Source organism: Methanosarcina hadiensis (assembly GCF_046529725.1).
Taxonomy (GTDB): domain Archaea; phylum Halobacteriota; class Methanosarcinia; order Methanosarcinales; family Methanosarcinaceae; genus Methanosarcina; species Methanosarcina hadiensis.
The window spans coordinates 1,723,395-1,748,170 of sequence record NZ_CP136241.1 but is presented as its reverse complement, the minus strand read 5'-3'; the positions used below and the strand labels follow the sequence as shown (position 1 = coordinate 1,748,170).

The following is a 24,776-nucleotide window of genomic DNA, read 5'->3' as shown; positions in this document are numbered from 1 at the left end:
TGGGTTGAAATTCCCGAGTCCGGTCTCGGATGTATGCAGTCATTTCACTTGCTTCGCTTCCTCATATCCACAAACTTTTTGTTATTGCTCTATCCTTAGCGACCCAGTGAAAAAAACAGTTATAACTCTCTTCTAGAGACGATTGGGTTTTAAATCTGAGCCTATCCCAAAACTCAAGAACTAATTCTTTAAATCTTGATTTTAAAATAACCAGTCGAGTTACTGATCTGGAAAGAGGTTGTAGAACCTTAAGGATGGGAGAGCAAAATTAGTTTTGGGATAGGCTCCTTAGAAATTGAGTAACATCAGAAGAATATGATGTTGTTGCCGTGAATTAATACGTGGATTATGGGTTCCAATCTATGAGTTATCGAAGGATCATTTTCCTGTTACAGTTGGAAATGTTCAGATATAAAGGTTTTACTAGCTTCATTTAATAAGGTATACTTATCTCTAAGAACGCAAGTAAACGTAATCATTAAACAGTATATGATACTTTTAGTATTTCTACAAGTTTATGAAGTTAGTCTTCAGAATTTTTTCCTTTTTAAAAAATTGTTAATACTGTTTAACAATGGATTTGTGGATAAAGCAATTTCATTAATTTCATCCCAGTAACATAGTGCTTTTTTATCTTTGAAAAAGATAGTTTTCACCTTACGATCTATAATTTCAAGCTTTTGTTTATTAAGTTTGCATAATACTCTACCCGTTGCTTCGCGTTCATTAATATTTCCAATAGCAAATAAAAATTTCAAAAACTCATAAAAACTACAATGCCCATTAATATCTTTACTCTGTTTTAGATAATCTTTTGCACACATAGTCATATATATTTCCGATACACGCGGGGACATATTGAAGAGTTCATAAATCTTAATAAGCTCATTTGATGTCTGACAGGAGTCTGTAATATATGGTACTATCCATTCTAAGTAATTGTTTTCATCTTTTTCGGTTAATCCGAAGAGATCTACCTGCTTGCCATTAATAATCCTTCCAATCCCTTCCATTGCGGGACGTAAGTCTTTATGGCTTTTGATTTTTTCAATATTCATACCAACAAGAATAAGTAAGACTTTTCCTCTTACTCCTTGGCGACGATATTCGAAATTATAATCAAAAATATCCGTTATAATTTTATTATTTTCTTTTGACGGCCTTTCTATGGGAATCTTATTTGCAATGTTGTCAATTAGTTCATCAACAAAAGGAACATTCTCCAATTTGTTCTGATGAATTATATAAAATAATTTTTTCTCTATCAGAGAGATATCCCTGTTTTTGTTTATTTTAATATACTCATAGTAGGCTCCAAGAATATATGGCAAATACTTTTTTGAATACTTACTGTTATTGGTAACAAAATAATCATAATGCTCATTAAATAACACATCTCTATTTATTGAATCCTGGTTGCTATTCAACAACGATTCAAACAAACCATACATTTGATCCGTTCTGTTGCAGTTGTTCAGAATAGTAAATATAGAATTTCTGCTTTCATACTGTGATGTTGCAATAGCATTATAGAAATATTTCCACATAAAACGAACAGCAGCTTCTCCTGAAGGTAGGTCTAACAGTACCCTTTCAAGATTCACTGCCATATTAGTCAAGTACTCATAATTATTAGAGAACTCATCTAATATTTTGGTAACAACAAGGTATCCATTATTTCCATCGGTCTTATATACTGACTGCACAATACCTGCATAGAGTCTTCCTACTGAAGATTCAACATCATATAATCTATTCACTGGAACAGCTTTATCCTTCACATAACTGCAAAGAGTCGTGATAATGAAATCAAGCTTCCAATTTGAGACATCATACTGCATTGCAGCAAGTATCTTCTGTTGATTATCTTCATGAATCAGTTCTGCATCAATGCTAATTCTTGATCTATCGCAAAGTTGCCCTATATTTTTATAAAACTTAATAAACTCCTTCTCGCTTTTTCCTGTTTCTCTAAAGGAATTGAGTATTTTCTCAATAACAAAGCTTTTTATTTTTTCTTGCATTGATGTAGATAGAAAATCATATGAACCTAAAATATAACGAAAAACTTCTAATGAATATTCATCATTAAATTTTACAATTTTGTCTTTCTCAGCCAATAATTGTTTTGTTAAAGCAACTTTTTCCTCAACATTTGCAAACTTCTCTGCAAATGAAACGGAATTCATAAAAGATTGCCTGTCAAATCCTGATATTCCATCAGAACGTAATTTGTAAAGAGAATAAGCACCATAATAATTCAAGTCGGCTTTAGAATAAGAATAAGAATTCATTAAGAATTCATGAAAATCCTTTAAGATGTCATAGGAAAATAACATTGCCGCTTCAATAAAATCATAAAACTCTCCTTTATTATCAAAATTCATAGTATCTTTCCGATACATATCAAAAATAAAATGTGATTGTAAGTTTTCATACTCTTCAGGATTATATTTTGTTCCATGGGACACTACACCACATATCTGAGATCTCGATAGTGATGGATCATATTCGTATGTTGTGAAATTAATATTCAATGCAAGCTTTAGTGGTAACGTATATTCGAGAGCAGCTATCCACATTATTATATTGTCTGGATCATCACATATCACAAGACGCTTATGCTCGCTCTCGAATGAAAGCATTGCATGCAACATATTTTTAAAGATATCCACACGGTTATCTTCGCTCAAAAACTCAATAACACTATTTATGTTAACATAGTATCCTCTTAAGAGTTCTGGGATCGGGAGATAGAGGGGTTTTTCGGGGTTGTTAACTTCTTCATATGTTATACTGTCTCTGAGCATTTCACTTCCGTAAAACTCGCATGGATAATATGTATATTCTTCTTCGTTACATATTATTGAGTGACTTAAATAATTACCAAAACGTCCTGTACTACCCATATAATCTCTACCAAGATATGTATTAAGGGTCACAGCACAAGTTCCGTTATCTAACTTCCTGAAGATGAACGCTTTTGGCATAGTTAGGGCAATTTCCTCAGACATAACAATACCAGCTTCCAAAGCCGGGGTCTGATAAGTAAACAAACTCCTAACATCTTGAGATTTACTATCTTGAAAATCTGCATTATAGGAGTAGATCTGCTGTCCATCATTGACGCCGTCAATACCCCTCATGCATGAGGTATAAATAATTTGATGTTTACTCACTCACTACACCTCTTTCCACGATCTAAAAGATTTCATGATTGATTATTTCGAAGATTCTATAACTTTATTTTCCATTAATAGCCAGAGTAATGGGTCCTCAATTCTATGTGGCCTTGGCCTTTCAATACATCCATCTTCACGAGGATTATTATCGAGTCCAAGTGATGATACTGCGAAATAAGAATAGTTAGAATAATTTATTTCAAGTTGAGACATAAAAGAGTCTGCGCCCCATTCCTTTAACAATCCCTGAACTTCCTGATTTACATTATGCCAATCAGAGAGAACAAAACTCTTGTTTGCGCAGTGCGGGCTTGTTTCCAACACTGTGGATCCTTCAGGTATTATGGAGTAAATAGCATCAAATTTTGAAAATACTGCAGCAACCGGGATGTCAATTTTCAGTTTTGAAGGCAAATTATTATTATTTCGAATCAAGCGGGAAACACGAGCCATAATGTCGTCTGAACGTGCTGCACTCTCCCAATTAACAGATGACGATCTTGAAATTGATTCAGCTTTCAGTTGATTTCTAACTGCAGAAATTTGCATTGGGTCGAGCAAGAAAATAATGCCTGATGAGTTACAAATGTATTTGTTTAGAGTACTCATCGTATCTTCACTGTTTAAGTCCTCACCGGCTGTATCAAAAAAAACAAAAGTAAAAGAATTAATTTCCTTACCTGGATTGTTAAAAAATGGGAGGGAAAATTTATGTGGAAAATTGAGTATATATATCAAAGGTTTATAAGCACCATTGTTAACACTCCTTTCGGAACTAACTGTTAAATCAAGCTTTTGGAGATCCGTATACAGTTTTCTTCCAAAGAAGGTTTCATACCTTTTGATGGTGTCATCATCATTCGCCACCATATTCCCACCAAACTTGATAGATATTCGTTCAATTAACTCTTTAATAATTACACCAATGAAATGGCTTTTACCAGTATCACGAGAGCCAACAATGGATATTATCATGTCTCTGCCAAACAACGTAGCCTCAGGTAAAGCGTTATGACAGGAAGGACAAACAACTTTAAACGTCTTTTTTTCACATTCAGGGCAAAAAGCATATTTTGGGAGAGTAATTGAAATTTTAGAATCAGCTTTAAAGGTTTTCTTCCCCTTCAATGGTTTATTTAAGTCACCATTTTCGTATATAGTCATTTCAATATCATCAAAATCTTTACACCTTTTATTAGTACAACGGAATTCAGCCTCTCTAATTTTATGTTGGCTAAAACAATAAGGACAAATAAATGTCTTTTTAAATGCCATATAAGTACCTCTTAGCTAATTTTTGAAACGGAATTAAATTTAAGCTGGAGTTGATAAGACGACTGTGACTCTTTATTTTTTAAGAATGCTTTAACATATGTTTCTCTTTCAATGTTCTTAGGAAGTGGTATTTTAACCTGCAAAGAACCAGTAACAGGCTGTGTTGGTATTGAATAAAATAATTTAGCTGATTCTTTAAAAATAGGAATATGTTCCACTGCCGAAACAATATCGATATCAGGCAAAATAAATGATTCGTTTTCAGCTTCAAAATCAATTTTTACACTGCTTTCTCCGAATCCAAAAAGTTTCTTTGCCAGTGAAATAGAATAGGTTATAACTTCCTTTGAAGCATTTTCAAATAGGTAATCTGCTCCTGAAGAATAATCTTTTTCTCCATCTATGCTGAATTCTGCAAATACAGAGAAGTAGTAATTTTTTTGTTTTAAATCATTAATAATAAGGGCATTATCATGCTGATACTGCTTAAGCGATATATATTTCCTTATGGCTTTTTTATCGCAAATATCAATTGGGTATTTGTCAAATCGACATAAAACAACAAATCCTGTTACTCCTTTAGGTGAATCTGTAAATATGTGAATTTTATCATTAACAGCTGCAATGTTTTTGATTGTTACAGTTTTGCCCTTACTTGCACGAGAGATAGCACCGATAACAGCAGAACCAGATTTGATGACAACAGCTGATATATATAACAGTCCGTCTCCTTGAAATTGGAACGTACCTGAATTATATGCTGTCTTGGTTATAGCAAGCCTTCTCATTTTTGAGTCGAGCATTGATTGGGGTACTACTTCTCCGAATTTATATTCCGGCCTATCTGTAGAACAATATACCTGTACTTCAGAATTCTCTGGATTTTCCCATACTGCTTGGAATGTATTGTCTTGGACCAGATTTACGCTTAAACTCTCAATTGCATTTGGCAGTCTTGTTGGTATCCCGGAAATCGTAATACCTTTGCTTGCCTGTTTTTGACCGCTAACATTGTAGACTAAACACAGGCGATAATTGTAAACCTTATCGTTTTCCAAGCCACTGTCCAGGTAACCCGACGAGTTATTGCTGTTAATATGTTCTTCTTTATCACCGTCACTACTTCTGAACAATTCGACAGTTGAGCCAGAAGGAATAGGATCCCATTCTAATTGGAGCATTGAATCTCCTGTAGTAATTTTAACATTTGCTATTTCAAAAAGATTCAAGACAGGTATTCTAGAAGTTAATGGTCTCGAATAAACACCGGCTCTTTCTGCAAATATTGCATAGTAGTAAAAAATACCAGGCAGAATATTGCAATCATTAAAACTGCAACTATTAACTCTTCCGACAAATTCTCCATCTTTAGTATTTATAGGAATAGCATCTTTTTTTCGTACTATATAATAGTATATAGCACCGTCTGAAGTACTTTCATCCCAACTAAGGATGTTGGTTTTCGTTTTTCCGTCAGGTAAAATCCTCAAATTAGTGGGCATCTGAGGAGGATACTTTGAGATTAATTCTCTAACTCCAGGATAATCACAGCAATTTTCATGTGCTTTCACACAGTTTTCAATGATATCAGTTTCATTACTTACTGATCTTGCTATATCATAATAAGATTTGGCTGTTTCTATAGCTATCGACATTTCTTCTTCTAAATCAGCCTCCTTGAATTCGGGGAAGCTTCTTTGAAGGGTTGCATACTGTTCTTTTGCTTCATAGTAGAGCTTTTCTTTGACAGCCTTTCTCATGTTTACAGCTATATCCCCGATTCGCTGCTTGGATTCTTCCAGTTGTTCCCTAATCGCCTTAACTTTGCTGCTTCCAGGCCAATATCTTTCAGCATCTTTCAAATGCACGTTTGCAACTTCAAAATCCAATTTTTTAATGGAATATTCGGCCAAGTCATACAAAGCCAATGCTTTATCTATGTTCTCAAATTTAAAGCCACATTTGCATACTTTGATATTGGCATCATTTTCGACGCCGCATGTTGGGTTCGGGCATTTGATGATCAGTTCATTGCCACAATTTTGACATACTGCTCGCCCATCGGACACGTCATTGATATGGCCACATCTGCAAACCTTTATATTTTCATTGTTTCTCTGTGTGGGGTTCAGATTATATGCGATTTTCTCAACTTTGCAAAAAGCGATAAGAACATTTTTTGCCAGTTCTCTATTTTTAAATAACTCAGTTAATTGCCCAATGTAAAAATCACCCTGTGCATTAGACAATTCTAATCCTGCCATTTGTGCAATTCTTTTTGCATCATCTAAAATACTTCTTCTTTTACACCATGCTAAATATCCATCATAAATTGTTTTACTGTTTTCATCCTTAAAAGTCAGCTCACAGGCTTCGCAGACTTTTTTACCAGAACTGCTGTTGGAATCGTTCTTATTAAATTTTTCCTTCATCTCTTTTGCAAATTGTGTGAGCTTATCACATGGCAGTTTGTCCATATGTGGTATAGTACCGGGATTTAAGAAGTCATAAAAATTGTCTTTATTAAATGGATTAAGAAAGTTTTTCATGCCGTCGAATACATCAGCTTTTACAGGTTTATTTTTATAATACTTATTATAGTCTGAATCAAAATCAACTTTCTTTTTACCAATTTTTATGCCAAGAGAAGAGGCTCTTTTTTTAACTACATCAACAGATAATTTTTTTACGGTCGCTATTTTTTCTACGACGTCTTCGGTAATTTCTCCACTTCTGCCAAGTATATTAAGATCTTTATCTAACTGTGTATATACATGATTACAAGCCGCTTCTGATTGCTTCTTACGCTCAAGAGGATCACACATTATCCTTTTTATTTCGGGAAGCATATCAAGATATTTCTTGTATTCTGCACCCCTCTTAAAATCGTTTGAATTTATAGACCAAAATTTACGTTTTTCCTCAATTCTTTGATCTATAACGTTTTGATCCTCTACCGGAGGGTCAAAATCTAATTCTAATAGCAAATAGCAATTCTCATTCATGAAAACACAACCTTTACTCTAGAATTACATTACTCTCAGACCAGTAGCGCCTTTACCAATTGCTTGGGCAATTTTTGAGAATGAGCCAGATAGTTCTGCCAGACTCGTCAGAGAAGCAAATTCATCTGTAGATGCTATTTTCTTCAAAAACTTATAGTCTGCAGTCCCAAATCCTAATGCCATTACTTCTATGCCTGATCTATGACACTCCTTGGCTGCGTTTATTGCCTGTTCCTTATGATACCATTCACCATCAGTAAGCACAATAATATAGCGTATTTCGCTCTCATTTTTTAGAAGCTCATCTTTGAACAGGTTCAAAGCAGTCGTAAATGGTTCTGCAGAATTTCCAATACCTACATTAATAGCACTTAATTTTGAGATTATGTTATCGATATCTTTAAAATCTCCACTAAGTGGCAACACACATTTGACCTTATTGGCAAATACAACAATACCAATTTTGGTGTTACCTTTCTCTAATCTGGCTACAAACTCATGCATGGCTTGCTGTGCTTTTTCAATTGGTTCTCCATCCATGCTTCCAGATAAATCAATTGCTAAAATTATATTGACAACTGAAGCACCAAAATTACCAGCTTGATCCTTTGGAGATCCATCAGTCCAACCCATATCTTCGGGTACAGGATCAATTCTAATTGGCAAATTTTTGTTATTTTCCTGTTGAACCGCTGATACCTCAACAACGCCATTAGAAGTATACTGGTACGTTACATCAATAATAGAAGTAAATGAGGAAATTCTTTCAATTCCTGTGATTACATATTTATTGATGATTGTATTGTCTAAAGGTCTTTCAAATTCACCTTGAAGAACATATACCTCGAGTTCATTATTTCCAGCCCGTGTCTTAAATTTGAATGATTTTGTATTATCTGCTGGAATTTTACTATTTTTCTTAATAATAGTACTATTGATGTACTTTTCTCCATCGGGACTAATGGATATCATTCCAAGAGAGTGAGAGGTAACATCTGATACGGCTTTAGCACCCTGTATGTACAGATTTCTCGTTTTTGGGCGACTCAATGTCCTACCGAGCATAGGAACAACGTTTCCATTACTATCAATATTGGCCCTGATTGCTGCTCCGAGAGCAACAGCTTCATCCGCATTAATACCAGGAAGAGGTTGCTTGCCCGACATTCTCTCAATGTATTTATGAATCATTCTCATTCTTGTAGAACCGCCAACAAGAATTATACCGTCGATGTCATCCCATGACAAGTTAAGAGAGGCGATTAAGCTTTCTGTCAATTCTTTGGTTGTTCCCAGTAAAAACTCTGAAATGGATTCAAACAAATCTTCTGTGATATCAATGTTAGCTTTAATATTTCGATAGGTAATGGGCACACTTACAGTGTCCTTTGCTGTTAGCTGCTTTTTTACATTTTCAGCAGTTACCAATAGGGATGAAACCATTTCTGTGTCTTCGCTTAAGTCGATGCCATATCGCTCTTGAAACTCGGCTGCGAGGTATCTTGCTATACAATCATCCCAATCTTTGCCACCAAGTTCATGATTACCATCACTACCAAGGATGTTAATTTCGTCTTTATTGATGCGGGCGATGGTAACGTCAAATGTGCCACCACCAAGGTCATATATAAGCACAGTCTGTTCTACATCTTTGCCGTTCAAGCTATATGCGATTGCTGCTGCAGTAGGTTCATTAATAATTGCAAGGACGTCCAACCCTGCTCTTTTGCCAGCTTTAATAGTAGCTTCACGTTCTTTATGGGTAAAATATGCAGGGACAGTTATAACAGCGGCATCAATTGCCTCCCCAATTTGTGATTCGGCTTCTTTTTTAATCTTTTCAAGAAATATGGCAGAGAAATCAGTTGCATTATATGCTTTTCCATAAAACTCTACAGAAAACGTATCTTTTCCCATGCTGCGCTTAAAAAATGCAACAGCATTATTATCACCAGCAGCTTGTATGCTTTTTGCATCTTCACCATATAGGATGTTCCCATCAGGTTCGAAATACAGAACTGATGGAGTAAGGGCACTGCCAAAACAATTTTTTATGATTTTTGGCATTCCGGTGTGCTCATCTATACATGCAACCGCACTAAAAGTTGTACCCAGGTCAATTCCAACTCTAATACCCACTTTTATTCCTCCAAGCTTAAATTAGCCTGCCACTATCAACGAGTACTATAGCAAGTCAATCAAATCCATTTGTCTTCAGTTAAGGAGGAATTATAATAAATCGAATTCACTAGCAAAGTTGAATTCATTATCCAATTTATAAGACTTAAATAAGATATTAATTGGAATGAATTATCGATTTTGAAAGACAGGATAAAAAGTTAAAACGTGTATTTCTGGTACAAAATCGATAGTTTTCCAGGTAAGAAAATTCCTTAACTGATGAACAATGAACTTTAATTAAATAACAACCATCTGCTTTGATTTTTCTTTCAACTTTTCAACCATGTCTCCGGCCATGATATATTTAGACCGCATAGTGGCATGAACCTCTTTATTGCTTGTTAAGTCTCTACCATTGACTTCCAAAATACCTTCGTTATTAAGGCTAAATGTGATCTCAACCGGTGAATCAACAGGAAGATTGCCTGGTAGCTCTAAGAGCGCTGTACCAATTACATAATCCTTATCAACATCAAAATACTCGTTCATAAAATCGCTTTCATAAACGACAATTTCAACATTTTCTTGGTTTTCATCAATCGTTCCAAGTATTTTAGAAACAGTTACGACACCATCAGGCATAGGATCATTTTTGATAATCATATTGCAACATTTTCGTTCCCTAGTTTTCTTATCTACAATTACTTCTACGGCAAAACTTTTAGTCGTAGCCACAACAATGGAACGTTTTTTCCCACCTATGCTCATCATAGCCGGATCAACAGACAATTGTTCAACACCATTAGATGGATCTAAAACGGTATCCGAACTCACGTCGCCTTTATCGTCGTCATACCATTTTGATAAAGTTGGCTGGTTGTTGATGTAAACATTAACAGCATGAATTGCAGCTCCTTTAGCAACAGCCTCATCTGGTTCAAGAATTTTAGGCCTTATACCGTATTTTTCTTCCAGTGCCCTAGTCACTTGTGGCATTCTAGTAGAGCCGCCAACCAAAAGAATTTCATCTACTTTAAAACCGCGTTCTTCTGCCACAGTAATAGCAGCATCAGTCTTATCGATAGTTGATTTTAGTAATGCAGAAGTAATCTCCTCAAATTTCTCTCTTGAAAAATCGATTCTTGCTCTTTCTCCAGCTGTCTCAACCATAACAGGAGTTTTTTCTTTAGCAGAAAGTTGCTGTTTTGCTTTTTCAGCTTTCAAACGAAGATCCTGTTGTGCATATTCATCAAAGTCACCTTCATACCCTTTTTGAGAAACAAATTCGTCTGCAAGATAACGCATCGTTGCAGCATCCCAGTCTTTACCACCTAAATCATGATCTCCATCAGAACATATGATCTCAATTTTTTCTGAGTTAATGTTCATGATAGTAACATCAAAAGTTCCTCCACCCAGGTCATAAACAAGAATAGTTTTCTCTTCATGTTCTTTGGTGCACCCATAGTAAATTGCTGCAGCAACAGGCTCACTAATAATCTCCAGTACATTGAGACCAGCAATTATTCCTGCGTTTTTTGTGGCTGTTCTTTCAGCAGTACCAAAATAAGCAGGACACGTAATTACTACATCCTTTACTTCTGCGTCAATCTCCTTTGCCGCGTCTTCTGCAAGCTTCCTCAAGATATAGGCTGACACCTCCTCAGGAGACTTGTCTTCGCCATTGTAATTTATAGCAAAGCTGCTTTTCCCTATCAAAGTTTTTACTAGTGAGACAGTGTTGTTTGGATCAATAACAGCACTCTCTTTTGCCACCTGCCCTACGACAACTTGGTTTGGACTTGCAAAATTAACCACAGAAGGGGTAGTATTTGTCCCTTCTAAATTTTTAATAATGTTTGCCCTTCCACTTTCATCAACATAGGCAATACACGAATATGTCGTACCAAGATCAATGCCATAGACATATTTAGCCATCTTGTACCATCTCCGTATTATTTTCTGTTATTATTTTAGCTGGCTCCTTATAATGATAAAAAGCAATTTTTTCTGCAGAAATCGTTCTTCCGTTGTAGTTATAACCACAGCTTAAAGACTCGGCTACCTTTCCATGAAGTTCTTTATTTTCGGTAACTACTTTCTTAATTGCTCTTTGCTTTACCGGCACAAAATTGTCTTCTTGGCTGCTCCTGTATATCTCAACTCCATTTTTCTCTAATATATCCTGAATATCAAGAGCATATCCTGCAAATGTTTCATAAGGAATATTCCGTTCTCCATCAGGTTTCTTGAGGTAAAAATCGGCTATTCTTAAAATGCTGTCTCTAACTTCAATAATATCAAGAAGGACTTGTCTGATGAGCTGTGTATACATATCTTCTTTATAATTCTGAAATCCCTCATGCATTTGGTCGAAAACTTTTTCTTCGTATTCCATATGTCGTATTTTTTCAGAAAAGAGTTGATTAAGATAGTCCATTTTAGCTGAAAGGATTATAATATTCTGCAAAATGTCATCATTACCTGTGCTTAAATTTTCAGCTTTTTTTGGTTCTTCTTCAATGTATTTTTCAGCATTCTGCTCATCATATTCTGAAGCAATAAGCTCATCTGACATTAACGCCTCTTCTTTGATCTCTTCATTGCTTACATCAGTAGCTGTAACTTCATTCACCATTTCTTCAGAAAGGATAGTACTTATCACATTTTGAGAAGCAGAAGGCTCTTGCTTGTTGATATTGTCCATGCTTAATCTCCTTGCATCTCAATGCTTTTCAATGCAAAAGGATGCTTCGTGAAATCCGTATCTTTCCAGCTAGTAGCCATTTTTGAGTCTGCATTCCTAAAAAGCCACTCCATAGGCTCCATTATGCCTTTTGGCTGGTAAGCACCTTTATTTCTCGTATGACCTATGGCGCTGCAAACGAAAAACCGATTATTTTTAAATTTGAGATTTATAATATTCAAAAAATTTTCCATCCCATTATCTACAAGGAACTTACGGCAAAGGTAATCCTGAACATCTATCCTATTATTATATTTTCCAGGGTTATTTGCCATAAAAGTATTAACTGCAATTTCACCTAATTCATTGAATAGTCCTGCAGAGTCTGCTTTACTGATTACAACAGCTAAGGGTACGGATATTTTCATTCCGTCAGTAAGACCAGTAATATCTTTCAATTTATTCAGGAAAGAATTGATTATTCCGTTAATATCAGCCCTGCCGATACCGGCTATATCTTCTGGGGTTAAATCACTTTCTAATTTATATCTAACACTTGGAATGGAGAATGGATCAATTATCAAAGCAATACCCTGACAATAACCGTATTGATGTTGAACTTCATTTTCGCTATTGTCAGTGAATACTTCACCCGCAACATCATAAATATGAACCAGTCTTTCAGGTTTGAATTCTTTACCTTTTACAAAGAAACTGAAGGATATAGAACTTGGTTTGTTTATATCCTGAGGTCTTTCAGTAATTCGTGTACTGCCAGTTTGATAATCATTTTTAATTTCTTCAAACATACCAGATTTGGCTTTATTATAAAATTCTACTTCCCATGATTTTGCAGGAGCTACTTTTTCGATAAAATCTTTTGAAAATGCGGTGATGAACGCCGTTTTACCAACTGAACGCCCTCCAACTACCGGTATACAGATAGGTGCACTTCCTCTGCTGTTCAAGTATGTTATTCTACCTTCACTCCAGCAATGAGGGCAAATTGCAGTTAGTTTATCTCTTCCATTGAAAAATGCTGTGGGAAGTTTTTCTCCACAATTACAGGTTCTATTTAGAATTCCATATACACCCGGTGTCAGTTTTGTATGTTTTCCTTCACAATTTGGGCAAATATAAATCGGTATTAATGATTTTCTTTTACATTCGTCGCAAGCTGTGAAGACCCCTTTTTGTAAAAGATGTATTCGGTCAATTATCCAGATAACTGTAAATCCTATGTAAATGACCGTCATAAAAACTAATAAGATGACTATGTTAATGGCGAATAAAATCAGCGTGATAGCAGAGCCGCAGATTAAAACCGCAATTATTGCTAAAGAATTAAGTATCCATTTAAAGATGAATAATTCATTCCTATCTACGCCTTTTGATGAAGCAATGTTGTCCTTATACTTATCAATAGACTCAGTATTTCTCTGCCAAGCTCCTTTTACCGTATTCCAAAGATCTTTATAACCTTTGCCAAAAAAGTAGCTCTTTTTAGCAGGTTGTGGATCAGTCACCAATCTTACTACCTCTTTTTATTCTTATTCCCCATAACAATTATTAAAGCAAAGATATTAAATCGAAGAAAAGTTGCCTAGTTACTCGCAATGAAATAACCTATGCAACTTATTATTCGCTGGAATTTCAATTGGAATCTCGAATCTTGAAAATCAAGAAGTAGAGCTGAAAATATGTGTAAGTTATATTATGGCAAGTCTTTAATACACATTGTAAATGTAATTATAAAGCCAGACAGACAGCGATATGAAAGTAATGATACAGCAAACAGAAAAGGCAGGATTGCTTCTGTACATATTTTCTTTGAATGATTTACCATAGTTGACAAGAGCAGTTCCACCACCCCAAAGGACACCGCCCCCTACTGCCGCTGATATAGCAATTAATATTGCTGACAAAGCAAATAACAATAAGTAAAATGCTATGTAAATTAAAATACCATAAATACACAGTTTAAGGAACGTTAAGAATGGAATATCGGACAGGTCACTCATTTTATCACTCCAGATTAGCAGTTTATCAAGCCAGCCAGAAAATCAAATAAATAGTTAGCTTAATGGTAATCTAAAAAGATTTTAATATAATATCTATTTTTATATTTTGTCGTACATGATCATAGATAGTCAATACTTATAGATGAGTCCTAAGATATAATACTTTCCATATTTGTTTATATTCAATCACGGAACTCTTTGAATAAAGGCTGTAAATAAGCAAGTGTGTTAAAAACTCTATATAATTTATGAATTATTAGTCGGCAGAAGAAGCTACTAACTTACCTTTGACAGCTCAACATTTAATTTTGATAATTCTTGAGATGACGACTTTAAATAATGCATTATAATTGCGTGTAGTTTTTGGGTTTAAATATGATCAAAATTATTAATCCATCATATTGGACTTTAATGAAAAAAATAATTCTTATCTTAAAAATTTAAAATTAAATCATACTAATAAAACGGTAAGAAAGTCATATAATTAAATACGGCACTCGTGTTTTTCCCACCTACTCAAAAGATGCACGGCTAGATGTGAAAATCAAAGAAAAATATAAACTGCTTTTAAAAGTTCAATGTATCTAAGATTTTGTCTCAATCATTTAAACATTACATTTTTGAAACGCTGTCAAAATTTTAGAATTAAACTAATTGTATTTTTATCATTGCGACACTTTCCATTGAATTTATTTATTCTGGATAGGCTCAACAAGCTGTTTTTAATGGAAATAGCAACCTTTGAAGAGGCATTAATAGCCTTAGTCATTAGAGAATATGGTTCATTCGCCTTGGAAATCAATTTATAAATCACTAATCTGTATCATCTTTATGAAAGGCCTGTGAATGTTAAGGGCCTTCATAAGTAATATTTTCTCTCTCGCCTGCTGGATGATTTATTTCCCACAATCTGAAAACCAATATATGGCTTATCGTGACCAAGTCGGGGTCTCTCTCCGGATGTGGTGCATCGTATACGACCTCCGCACCTTTATCCCCTCTGAATTCCACTCCAGTTCCTGTTTTAGGATCTTCTTTCCCAAATACGATTTGCTTGGATCATTCATGTCTGCTTCTTAAAAGCTTCTACTCGAGCTGTATCATGTTTGAAGCATATAATAGTTTATCATGATTTTTTTTCTTTGCCCTCAACTTGGGGTATGGTTGGAGCGGATTTGTTATAGGCGCTATGCTCAGAACCAATTGGGAATGTATGGATCTTTCCTCCATTTTGCAAGATAACAATAGCTTTATCAGCAGGTTCCCGTGTGATTCGCTCAAGTATCGGAGTTTTGGAACTTGGATAATCTTTATTCGGCCTTATAATCTCTCCAGTTCCTTTAGGAATAGATATGGAATATTCTTTCCCAGCCTTCATTTTATTAGTATCAAGCTTTGCAAGTTCTTCGTACACTTTACGTTCACACTCAGGAAGCCACCTTCCTTGAGGTCCGTTTATTTTTCCAGTTTTATAATTTATCTGCCACGCCCTTGAGGCAATATCTTTCAAAGAACGTTCATAGCCATGCTTACCTGTAGTTAGCTCTTCTTTTTCTAATAAAATCTTTTTATCCGGGTTATCTCCAACTATATCATTGTTTTTAGATACTTTTATTTTTTTATTTCCGAATAGCTGTAGATTCATTTTAAAATTCTTCATGCCAACGCCAGATACTCCATAATAAATCCTTTTTTTGTATTTACCATCTTTCGAGTTACCATAATAAATAGATTTTTCTAGATGTTCATTTAAATGTTTCTTTAATTCTCTTTTTTCAGAACTTTCACTCTTGACATCCGGTTTGCTAGTGATACCTTCCTTTCTTATATTAGTCTCTTTGAAATTAGACATATTATACTTCCCATGAAATATTATGACTATAATTTCTATAGTCACTTATTGAGTTGAATAACAAGTTGTTAATCTAGCATCAATTTATTTATTCACTTGGTGAACCTAATTTATTCCATAATCAAACCCTTAACGATCTTTTTCCCAAAGTTCCTTAACCAATACAATAAAGTACAAGCTTGTACCGATAATCATCCGGTTCACTTTGTATCTTGTAAAGTAAAAGATTTATGAAAGCCTGATCTTTTGTCTGCTCATCATAAAAATATGCATAGAAATCTAAATTATTATAGATGCAATCACTCCATATTCTACAGATACTAACAACAGAGTCATCAATCTCCGATTCTTCCAAAACTTCCTCTGGTAACCTATCCTTAAATATTTTAAACAAATCGTTACAATTCATAAGTTTAAAAATAAGTTCAGAGAATGCAAACTGCTGCTCATCTGTACCAAATTTTTTCTGGTACTCTAAAAAGAGATTTCTTATATCGGTTTTGGCAAACTTAGAAACCTTTGAAGAATTAATAATTGTATTGAACCAGGACATATTGAAATTGTCATCTGCTTCCTGGGTTATGAGTTCTGTAAGTAAGTCTCCTATTAGAGCCGTCCTGTTCTTTCTATCCTGAACTGGAGTTGTTGATATTTCATATAGATTACTACACTTATCTATTTTTGCTAAGACAGCTTCCAACCAGTTGTTTTGATATATTGCAGCAACACCTTTATCCAGTTTAGTTAATTCCATAATCTGCTCATCTTTGAGGCCAATTGAGTGGCCAGATACCTCACAATCGCTCTTTTCAGGTAATCTCATAATTATTTTTGTGTTTGTATTTTTTATCGCTGATACGTCTACGGAAGTTGGTGATTGGTCGACAATGATAAAACCTTCACCAAATGTTCTCATCTCAGCAATAGAATTACTTATCATTTCAACAGATTTGCCCTGAAGATTTGCAGATTCTTGATTCTGATCTGTAGAGGTTTTTTTCAAAAGGTTATGCGCTTCTTCCAGTATGGTTACATGCTTAAGTGGCAGATTCGTGCCGATTGATGTTGATTGTCTGAATTCGCTTAACTTTAATATCAACACACCCATTAACAATGCCTTTGTTTCAATAGACCCGATACGGCTCAGGTCAACAATTGTATTTTGGTTAAATAGTATATCGTCATCAATTGCTTGGCCCGTAAAAATCTGACCAACCAAACCATTTGTTAAAGATTCTACCCGGGTCACAAGAGCTCCAATATAATCACCCTTTGTTTCCGCAGAAAACTTGGATTCTTCGAGCAGTTTAGGTAGAATCTCAACTACATCTTTGAATGTTGGGAATTTCCCATTCCCTTGATTAATATATATCGAATGATTCAAGTCCCAGCCATGAAAAATATATGCTTTCTCAAATGATGCTTTCAAAAGTGCCGGCATAGCTGCGTATAACGGCCAGCATGCACTGAATATTTCTATAAGTCTATCAAGATGCTCCAATACATGAATTTCTTCATTAAATTCAAAAGGATTTATGCACAGCATGCCATAATATTTTGGATTTGTTGTAAATATGTTAATATCCGGCATGCCGCCAAAAGCTAACTTGTATTCGCCTTTTGCCGGTTCAATGACCATAAACTTAACGTTATTTTTTATCGATTCTTCAATAATTTTGTAAGTTGTATTTGATTTACCAGAACCAGTAGATCCAGTTATAAAGCAGTGCGCTGTTAGACTCTCAAGATCTAATTTGACTCTGTTGTTCTCGAAAACCTCTCCCATATGGTAGATGGCCCCAATATCCACATTTCGGGAGTGCTCCTTTTGTTCTTTTACAAATACATTTCTACCGAATGAAACTGAATTAATGGATGTAACACCAGGTACAGATTTACGCGGGATGCCCATAAAAATAGGCACCTCAACCCCACTAATCATACTTGCTGGAGTAATTATCTGTTCCGTATAGTTGCCATCTCCATTATTTTGAGGAAGATACCTAAACTGGGGATGCAGGCCATATCGGAGGTAATCCATGATCATCAGGTTCGTATCTGAACTCTCGAATTCGTTGCTCCACAGGTTTATGAATGAGTTTTCAACGCTCGTCTTTTCTCCGGCGACCAGCGCTTTATAGGTATTAGCTGCGACAATAGATGTTTCGGGGTTTTCAGAAATAAAATAACATGCACTATCCCATAATCCATATGCTTCGCAACTTTTGATCCTTTCTAGTTGCTCATCTATCTTCTTTAACAATACCTGTACAGTCTTGTTTTGTTTAGTGATCGCTATACTAGCAGAAGTCCCTTCAGTAGTTGTTGTTGTATTTGATTTCGTTTTACTAGTAGATTCGGATTCAGAATAGGTATCAGTATGACCAGTGGAAGATCCGCTAAAACTTCCTTTAGTTGTTCCACGACTTGTGCCAGAATTCACTCCCATTATAAATAGCGAAAAGTTTTGACCACGGTTCCGGGACTTACTTGTTCCACTTGAAGTGCCCATATTTGTCCCAGTTGTGTCGCTAATGCCCTCATTTATAGATTTTGAAAAGCTATCACTTATGCCTGTGGCTATAGCTTCGCTATTATTTTCGCTGTATGTCAGATTTGCTTGTGCACATTGTGACAGTGTGGAATAGAGCTCTTCATATCCTCGTTTCTTATTTTCTAAATCAGCCTTACTTAAAGGTGAAGAGATCAATAGTGCAGTGTACTTTTCACCTGACATAGAATCAATAAATTTCTCCATTCCCTGTACAAACTTATCTTTATCGTTATCTCTTGGGCTGGAAACGATTGAAACAGCAGAAACAGCCATATTAGAGTATACATCGGGTATATGAGATTCTAACAATCTTTCAATTTGTGAAGCTGATTGTTCTCTTATTTCAATACCCGGAAAGTTTCCCCTTAAGCTTTTCCCCAATATTTCTTTTGCAATATTTGGTTGATTGACGTTTCTTGTTCCAATGTAGAACTTTACACCAACCATATCACTAAAAATAACAAGTAATGCCGAACTTCCAAAATTTGATAGTGCACTATAAACACTCACGAGTTTATCATTGATGTTCTCATGGGCATCATATACAATTTTACTAATTTCAAACATCGAGATATAAGAGAATGAGCGTTGGTGACTTTTCAACGGAATTGGTTTACATTTATTAAGGTTAATTAAGTAATTTTTATTTATAAATAGGTCTGCAATTTCCAACCCACGTTGCATAGTTTCAGATATTTGTTCTAGAGTTTGGGTTCTTTCTTCATCATATCCCATAAGTGCAGATCCTATCGTTCTATAAAATAGCTCTCTTATATTTATTTTATAACTACATTGACAGGTTAACGTAATTATAGATATACATTTCCATATTTTTCTCATATTTATGAGTATGAACTCTGAAATTCCTCAAAAACTGAAGATATACGTTTATTGTACATTTTTTTGGTAGGCTCCTTTTGATCTGAGAATTTTGGATTACAAGAGAATGCTGGAGCTAATAAAGGCAAACCACAGTGTAGAGTATTCATGAAGCAGATAGTGGTTATACTGTATGGTTTCAACTTGTATCACCCTAACCCTAAATCTTACTCTTGATTACCAAAGACCTGAAAATGCTGAAGAAATTTAAAAAAATTAAGCGAGACAATTCCAGAGGATATTAGTCCAGATGAGAATATGTTGTCGGTTCTTTGGAGAAATCTTCACTACAAACAAAGGCAAATACACAACATCTCTGATCGTTCAAAAGACTTTTAATGATCAAAAACACGGATCCATATAAAGACAGACGCTTTTGCATTTTATACGATTAACAGGAATAGCCTTATTGATTCCAAGGATTATTCAAAAGCAGTTTATGTATGTGAGTTTCTGGAAAAAATAGTGGAACAGAATGAACAGGAAAATGTAAATTTTCATTCTCGATAATTCAAAGGCACACTACGCTATAAAAATGGTTGAAAGAACCAGAAAATTAGGGATAATACTTGTATTTCTCCCTTCTTATTCATCTGATACAAATCCTGTAGAGTTTATATGGATAACTATCAAAAGAGAATATATGCCAAATTTATTGAATCAAAAAAGCATTTGAAGGATATCATCAAAGATGAATTTATGAGAGTAGAAATTAATTATCATTTGCAAAGAGATGGATAGAATATTTCCATCCACAAATGAAAAGAGTAATTCATTGAGTCGAAGACTATAATTTCCCTATATGAAGCATTATTTCTCTAGTTTGCTATGAGAGCCCAAGTGTAAATAGTTGCGTTCAAGACTGTAATATGCGTACTTTCATGCCAGGAAGAAAATGAAGAAGAGAAATTAAATTAAAAACTACTGTAAAAATTTACGAGTAAAATAAAGCCGAAGACTCCTCAAAAATACCCTAAGTTTCTTTTTATTTCTTTCACTAACTCCCTTTGTACTTTTCTTCTTTCTGGGCGGCGCTTCCAGACAGGCAGCATGGGTACTTATTATCATGCGGTTTGAAATGGAATTTCGAGGCTGAAATAATATCCTCCAAATAGTAAGGAACAGCCAGTAAACTGAAACCGATCAAAAAACTGAGCTCGATAATTGAAGAAAAACCAGTAAGTAAAATCGGATAGAGGAAGAGAAAATGAGAAAAACAAAAGAATGGAAGAAAAAGGAAGAAAAAGAGTACTTAAAGGGAAAATCTGACTCAAATGTTCCTTTTCAGCTCAGGTCCGAGTTCTTCGTTTTCCCGGACAAGTTTTCCTTCGGAGTAGTGATATATTGCAAGTTCGCCTGTCGAAAATCTTATTTCTCTGATGTCTTCGTCGGAAACCTTTTCTATGTACTTGACAAGAGCCCTCAAACTGCTCTGGTGGGCGCAGATAAGCACATTTTTTCCGTTTTTCAGGGCAGGCATGATATTGTTCTGGAAATAGGGGACTGCACGCTCGTAGACGGCTTTCAGGCTTTCTCCTTCCGGAGGGCCTGGTTCAAAGTTCCAGCGCCAGCGGGAGACCTGTTCAGCGCCGTATTTTTCTTCCATTTTCTGCTTTTTTCTGCCCTGAAGTTGCCCGTAATAGCGTTCGTTCAAAGCGGGCGTTGTGTAAATGGGGATAAGGTTTTCGCTGAGTTTTTCGGGGTAGGAATACCAGTCTAGCCTTTCCGAACTCTCTTTAGATCCTGTTTGTTCATTAAATTCTGTTCGTTCATGGATAAAGGCGCCTGTTTTCTTCTGGGCGGAAAGTATGATAGAAAGAGTTTCCTGAGCCCTGAAAAGATTAGAAGCAAAAGCGAGGTCTATCTCTATATTTTCAAGCGCTTTTGCGCATTCAAGAGCCTCTTCAATCCCTTTCCTGCTTAGTGGGATATCAATCCAGCCCGAGAGCCTGTCTCCCGGTTTCAAACCGGGTTCTCCATGCCTGACAAGTATAAGATGACCCGTAATTACCACCTTCTGGCGTGATATTTGCAAATCAGGAATTAAAAGCGAATATAACTGATGCATTACTGATTCATATTTCCTTTTATGGCTTTTTTATTTCCGCCACAAAATCCAGTTTCGTATTATACAGAAGGTGCCAGAGGTCACCTTTCTTATGCATTCTTTCGGCATCGATCACGGACCCGTTGCCCTGAATTTCGAATACTATGCTCTGTTTGCCAGAAGTGACTTTTCCAATCCTGCTTTCCATCCGGCTGTAGTCCAGAGCATCAGCAATCCTTACAAGTGCGGCTACTTTCAGGGTAAGGGCCTGGAGGTCTTCAGGCATATTTCCGAAATCTTTTTCGTTAAGCTTTTTGAGTTTCTTTTCCCCGATTCTCTTTTTGTGCAGATAAGCAGTCCAGGCAACAACCTGCCATAGTTTCTCGGGCAGATTGGCAGGCGGATGAAGGAGCAGGATATCTCTTCCTGCCTTATGATGGTTTTCCAGGTCCGTAGCCACTCCTGCGTCATGGACCAGAGCTGCTATTTCCACAAGCTTTCGAAACTCAGGGCGGAGCCCGTGTACAGGGGCAAGGACATCGAAAAGCTCGAGAACATTTCGTGCCACATTGTCGGCATGGCTGCGTTCAATCCCGTACCTGTGAAAAAGAGCCTCCAGACCAAGAGGTTCCGGGGAGGGCTTCTTTTTATTTCCTGCAATATTTTCCCCGGCAGATATTGTGTTAGTTTTCACTGAATCCCCCTCTTCCCTTTTCTTTAATTCTCTTTTCTACTTTTTTTCCTTAATTTTCTTCCGTTCTGGTTAACAAGAAGAATAAACTCTTTACCTGGTATACATTGTGCAATAAAGCAATTTATTCTACTATTTCTGTAATGAATAAATATAAAAAATTATTTAGAGAAAGACTTCATGCAGGAAACTCAGTAAGAGTGGCTGCCGATAACTGAAATATTATATATATTGTCTGGGCTCTTAATAGGTGATGGTCAAAATTAGCTTCAAGCAGGGAATTATTCTTAAAGATTCTCTGATTCTCCAGATCGATGCCCACTTTACTGCGAGGAGCTAGAATCCTTTTAAAATCAGTCTCTTCCGTAAGCAATAAGCAGAATCTCTCCCGAATGTGCATCAATCCATACCGATGCAGGATAGTCTTCATCTTCTGCAAAACTTGAATCCACGAACTTAATCCACCATGCCAGATGTATTTTATCGTCATTGTTCTCTTTCCAGACAAGATCAGATGACATAACTTTTACAGTATTTGCTTTTTCTTCTCCGATTTGTGGTACACTAGTCATGTATTCTTTGAGGATTTTAATCGCTTCCTCATCCGTAATACTTGGTTCCTTATCAATGAGCGCTATCTCTTCTCCAGACATAGACCATCTTTTATTATAGCTTGAAATTTCTCCCGTTTCTGCATTAACTCTAAGAATTACTCCATCTGAAAGAGAAGGTATTCCTCTGATAATCCGTGCGTAACTTATAAAATAAGTTCCTGGGAGGCCGTCTGCATCAGATTCCTTATAATTTACATCTTCAAGCTCAATCTCATTAATCATATCAGCCGAAACTCTGGATTGAATATATTTTTCTGCTATTGTCAAAGCATCATCTTTATTTATATTATTGTTTCCCCTTACTTTTTTTGACCCATCATATACAAAAAGCAGATCTCCATTAGAAGCATCTATCCCTGCTGAGATGCTTCTTCCATTAGCTGTTTTCGAACTCACTCTCCAGATTATCCCGAAATTTTCGTTGTCAATTAATTCTCCATGAACAGATTCAGTAATTACTTCCGGATTTTCTAGTATCAGCTTGTTTTTTGCATCTTCAAAACTAATATTTACGTCTGCGGTTGATGGATCAAGGTGTTTTGTTTGTTTTACATCTTCTTTTGTAAATATTAGCCCTCCCTCTTCAGAAGCAAAAGCCACAAATATTGAGCTTGCTAGTATCAAAGCTAATATACAAATTTGCCTAAGTTTCATGATTCCGTCTCCTTAACTATTTAAACATACATTAGAATCGCCAAAAAATGTATTATCTCCAACGTCATCTGCATACCCGAAATCAAGGAACACTTGATCCTCCGCATAGTCGGCTGCATCACAAACTTCTACATCGGCTAAACTAGCATGCTCAAAAAATGCTGCATAAAATCGAGCGTTACGCATTGTATTAACAGTACCTCTGTACCCAAAGTAACTGTCAAATCCTTTGTAAATGAAAGCATTCCTAAATCTGTATATTTTGCAGAGCTGCATGCACCTGCAAAAAAGAATCCTCCATCTCTTTGGTCCAGCCAATTAGATACATCGGAAGCCGTTAACAAGCTTCCGTCCTTAAATTGCAAACGACATGAAGATCCACTTACTCCTCCATGAGTATGGATTAAAACAATATTTACGTCTGTTGTATCATCAAGCGAGTCAATACCATTGTTTATAAAATAGGAATCACTCGCAGCTCCAGTTTGGAAATCTAAATTCGAGGTGATATCAGGAATAAACATAATATCGCCTTTGACTTCAACAAATCTTGCGTTAATATAATTTATCTCACTAGTAGTAAGGTCTCCAAACTGAGTGCGGCTTCTATCTAGTAGAGCATCAGGAGCTGCAGACACTGGCACAGTAAATAAAAACAGCAAAACACAAATTGTGTACATATACTTTAATTTCACTTTTTTGGTGTTCATTTTCTTTACCGCTTATTATTGCCCCAGAGGCCAAGATTACGCAAATTTAAACACTATCAAAGTTAAACTATAACCTATCTCAGGGCATACAGGGGTTCAAACCGACATTGCAAATTTAGTTTGAACACTCTATATATTTTTTAATTTAGTATTGGACAATTAATACTTAATTTTATTAAAGTTTTACGGCTAAATTTTCAAACTAAAGAATAAATTATAATACTATTTGATTAAAAATTAATATTATATATCGGTATTTTTATTGGCAATGTGGATTGATGGAGCTGCTTTTACAGCAGGCACTTATGTATAGGACTTACGCGGTTGAACTGAAAAACAACAGCTCTAAACCTTCAAATGTCTAAATAGACGATTTAACTGCAGGGTCTATTGATCATGATTCTAATCCTCAAGTGCGTAAGTCCTAATGTATAATTCAAATTGTTTTTAACTTTGGAATTATTGTAATAATCTTAGTTGAATGA

At 35.5% G+C, this 24,776-nt stretch carries 15 protein-coding genes and 1 pseudogene; 1 reads left to right on the top strand and 15 read right to left on the bottom strand.

The features are described from left to right. Positions 1-530 precede the first annotated feature (530 nt). The 11 genes from RSJ42_RS07470 to RSJ42_RS07420 all read right to left on the bottom strand — a co-directional run bounded on the left by RSJ42_RS07470 (position 531) and on the right by RSJ42_RS07420 (position 19,431). Positions 531-3,146 (bottom strand): hypothetical protein, encoded by a 2,616-nt coding sequence (locus tag RSJ42_RS07470; protein ID WP_410509946.1) that lies wholly within the window; start codon positions 3,144-3,146, stop codon positions 531-533. Between the two features lie 75 nt (positions 3,147-3,221). Then, entirely contained in the window at positions 3,222-4,457 is a 1,236-nt protein-coding gene (locus RSJ42_RS07465; protein WP_410509945.1) for a hypothetical protein, read from the bottom strand. 11 nt (positions 4,458-4,468) lie between these two features. After that, positions 4,469-7,462, bottom strand: a complete 2,994-nt coding sequence (locus RSJ42_RS07460) for a hypothetical protein (RefSeq protein WP_410509944.1) — start codon at positions 7,460-7,462, stop codon at positions 4,469-4,471. A gap of 24 nt (positions 7,463-7,486) precedes the next feature. Beyond that, entirely contained in the window at positions 7,487-9,601 is a 2,115-nt protein-coding gene (locus RSJ42_RS07455; RefSeq protein ID WP_410509943.1) for an Hsp70 family protein, read from the bottom strand. A gap of 279 nt (positions 9,602-9,880) precedes the next feature. Further along, positions 9,881-11,521 (bottom strand): Hsp70 family protein, encoded by a 1,641-nt coding sequence (locus RSJ42_RS07450; protein WP_214023907.1) that lies wholly within the window; start codon positions 11,519-11,521, stop codon positions 9,881-9,883. Beyond that, a complete protein-coding gene (locus RSJ42_RS07445; RefSeq protein ID WP_214023908.1) occupies positions 11,514-12,290 on the bottom strand; it encodes a hypothetical protein in 777 nt (258 codons plus the stop codon). Before RSJ42_RS07445 ends, RSJ42_RS07450 begins: the two co-directional genes overlap by 8 nt. Positions 12,291-12,292: 2 nt before the next feature. Then, the gene (locus RSJ42_RS07440; RefSeq protein WP_410510336.1) at positions 12,293-13,795 is read right to left on the bottom strand and encodes a TRAFAC clade GTPase domain-containing protein; all 1,503 of its coding nucleotides are present in this window, start codon (positions 13,793-13,795) and stop codon (positions 12,293-12,295) included. Between the two features lie 201 nt (positions 13,796-13,996). After that, positions 13,997-14,290, bottom strand: coding sequence for a hypothetical protein (locus RSJ42_RS07435; protein ID WP_214023910.1), 294 nt, complete (start codon positions 14,288-14,290; stop codon positions 13,997-13,999). Positions 14,291-15,139: 849 nt separating this feature from the next. After that, a complete protein-coding gene (locus RSJ42_RS07430; protein WP_410509942.1) occupies positions 15,140-15,301 on the bottom strand; it encodes a hypothetical protein in 162 nt (53 codons plus the stop codon). A 115-nt stretch (positions 15,302-15,416) separates the two neighbouring features. Next, positions 15,417-16,142: a hypothetical protein gene (locus RSJ42_RS07425; protein ID WP_410509941.1), complete on the bottom strand. Its 726-nt coding sequence runs from the start codon at positions 16,140-16,142 to the stop codon at positions 15,417-15,419. Positions 16,143-16,296: 154 nt separating this feature from the next. Further along, positions 16,297-19,431: a helicase HerA domain-containing protein gene (locus tag RSJ42_RS07420; RefSeq protein ID WP_410509940.1), complete on the bottom strand. Its 3,135-nt coding sequence runs from the start codon at positions 19,429-19,431 to the stop codon at positions 16,297-16,299. Between the two features lie 202 nt (positions 19,432-19,633). Between RSJ42_RS07420 and RSJ42_RS07415 the strand changes: the two are divergent. Beyond that, positions 19,634-20,354, top strand: a pseudogene (locus tag RSJ42_RS07415) (transposase); the annotation flags it as partial. 491 nt (positions 20,355-20,845) lie between these two features. On the opposite strand, the gene RSJ42_RS07410 reads toward RSJ42_RS07415, so the two are convergent. The 4 genes from RSJ42_RS07410 to RSJ42_RS07395 form a co-directional block, all read right to left on the bottom strand. Beyond that, entirely contained in the window at positions 20,846-21,610 is a 765-nt protein-coding gene (locus RSJ42_RS07410; RefSeq protein WP_410509939.1) for a histidine phosphatase family protein, read from the bottom strand. 52 nt (positions 21,611-21,662) lie between these two features. Further along, on the bottom strand, positions 21,663-22,316 hold the full coding sequence (locus RSJ42_RS07405) for an HD domain-containing protein (protein ID WP_410509938.1): 654 nt from the start codon (positions 22,314-22,316) through the stop codon (positions 21,663-21,665). Between the two features lie 350 nt (positions 22,317-22,666). Continuing rightward, entirely contained in the window at positions 22,667-23,581 is a 915-nt protein-coding gene (locus RSJ42_RS07400) for a YcdB/YcdC domain-containing protein (protein ID WP_410509937.1), read from the bottom strand. 137 nt (positions 23,582-23,718) lie between these two features. Beyond that, positions 23,719-24,291 carry a hypothetical protein gene (locus RSJ42_RS07395; RefSeq protein WP_410509936.1) on the bottom strand — a complete coding sequence of 191 codons (573 nt, stop codon included), beginning with the start codon at positions 24,289-24,291 and terminating at the stop codon, positions 23,719-23,721. Between the last annotated feature and the right edge of the window lie 485 nt (positions 24,292-24,776).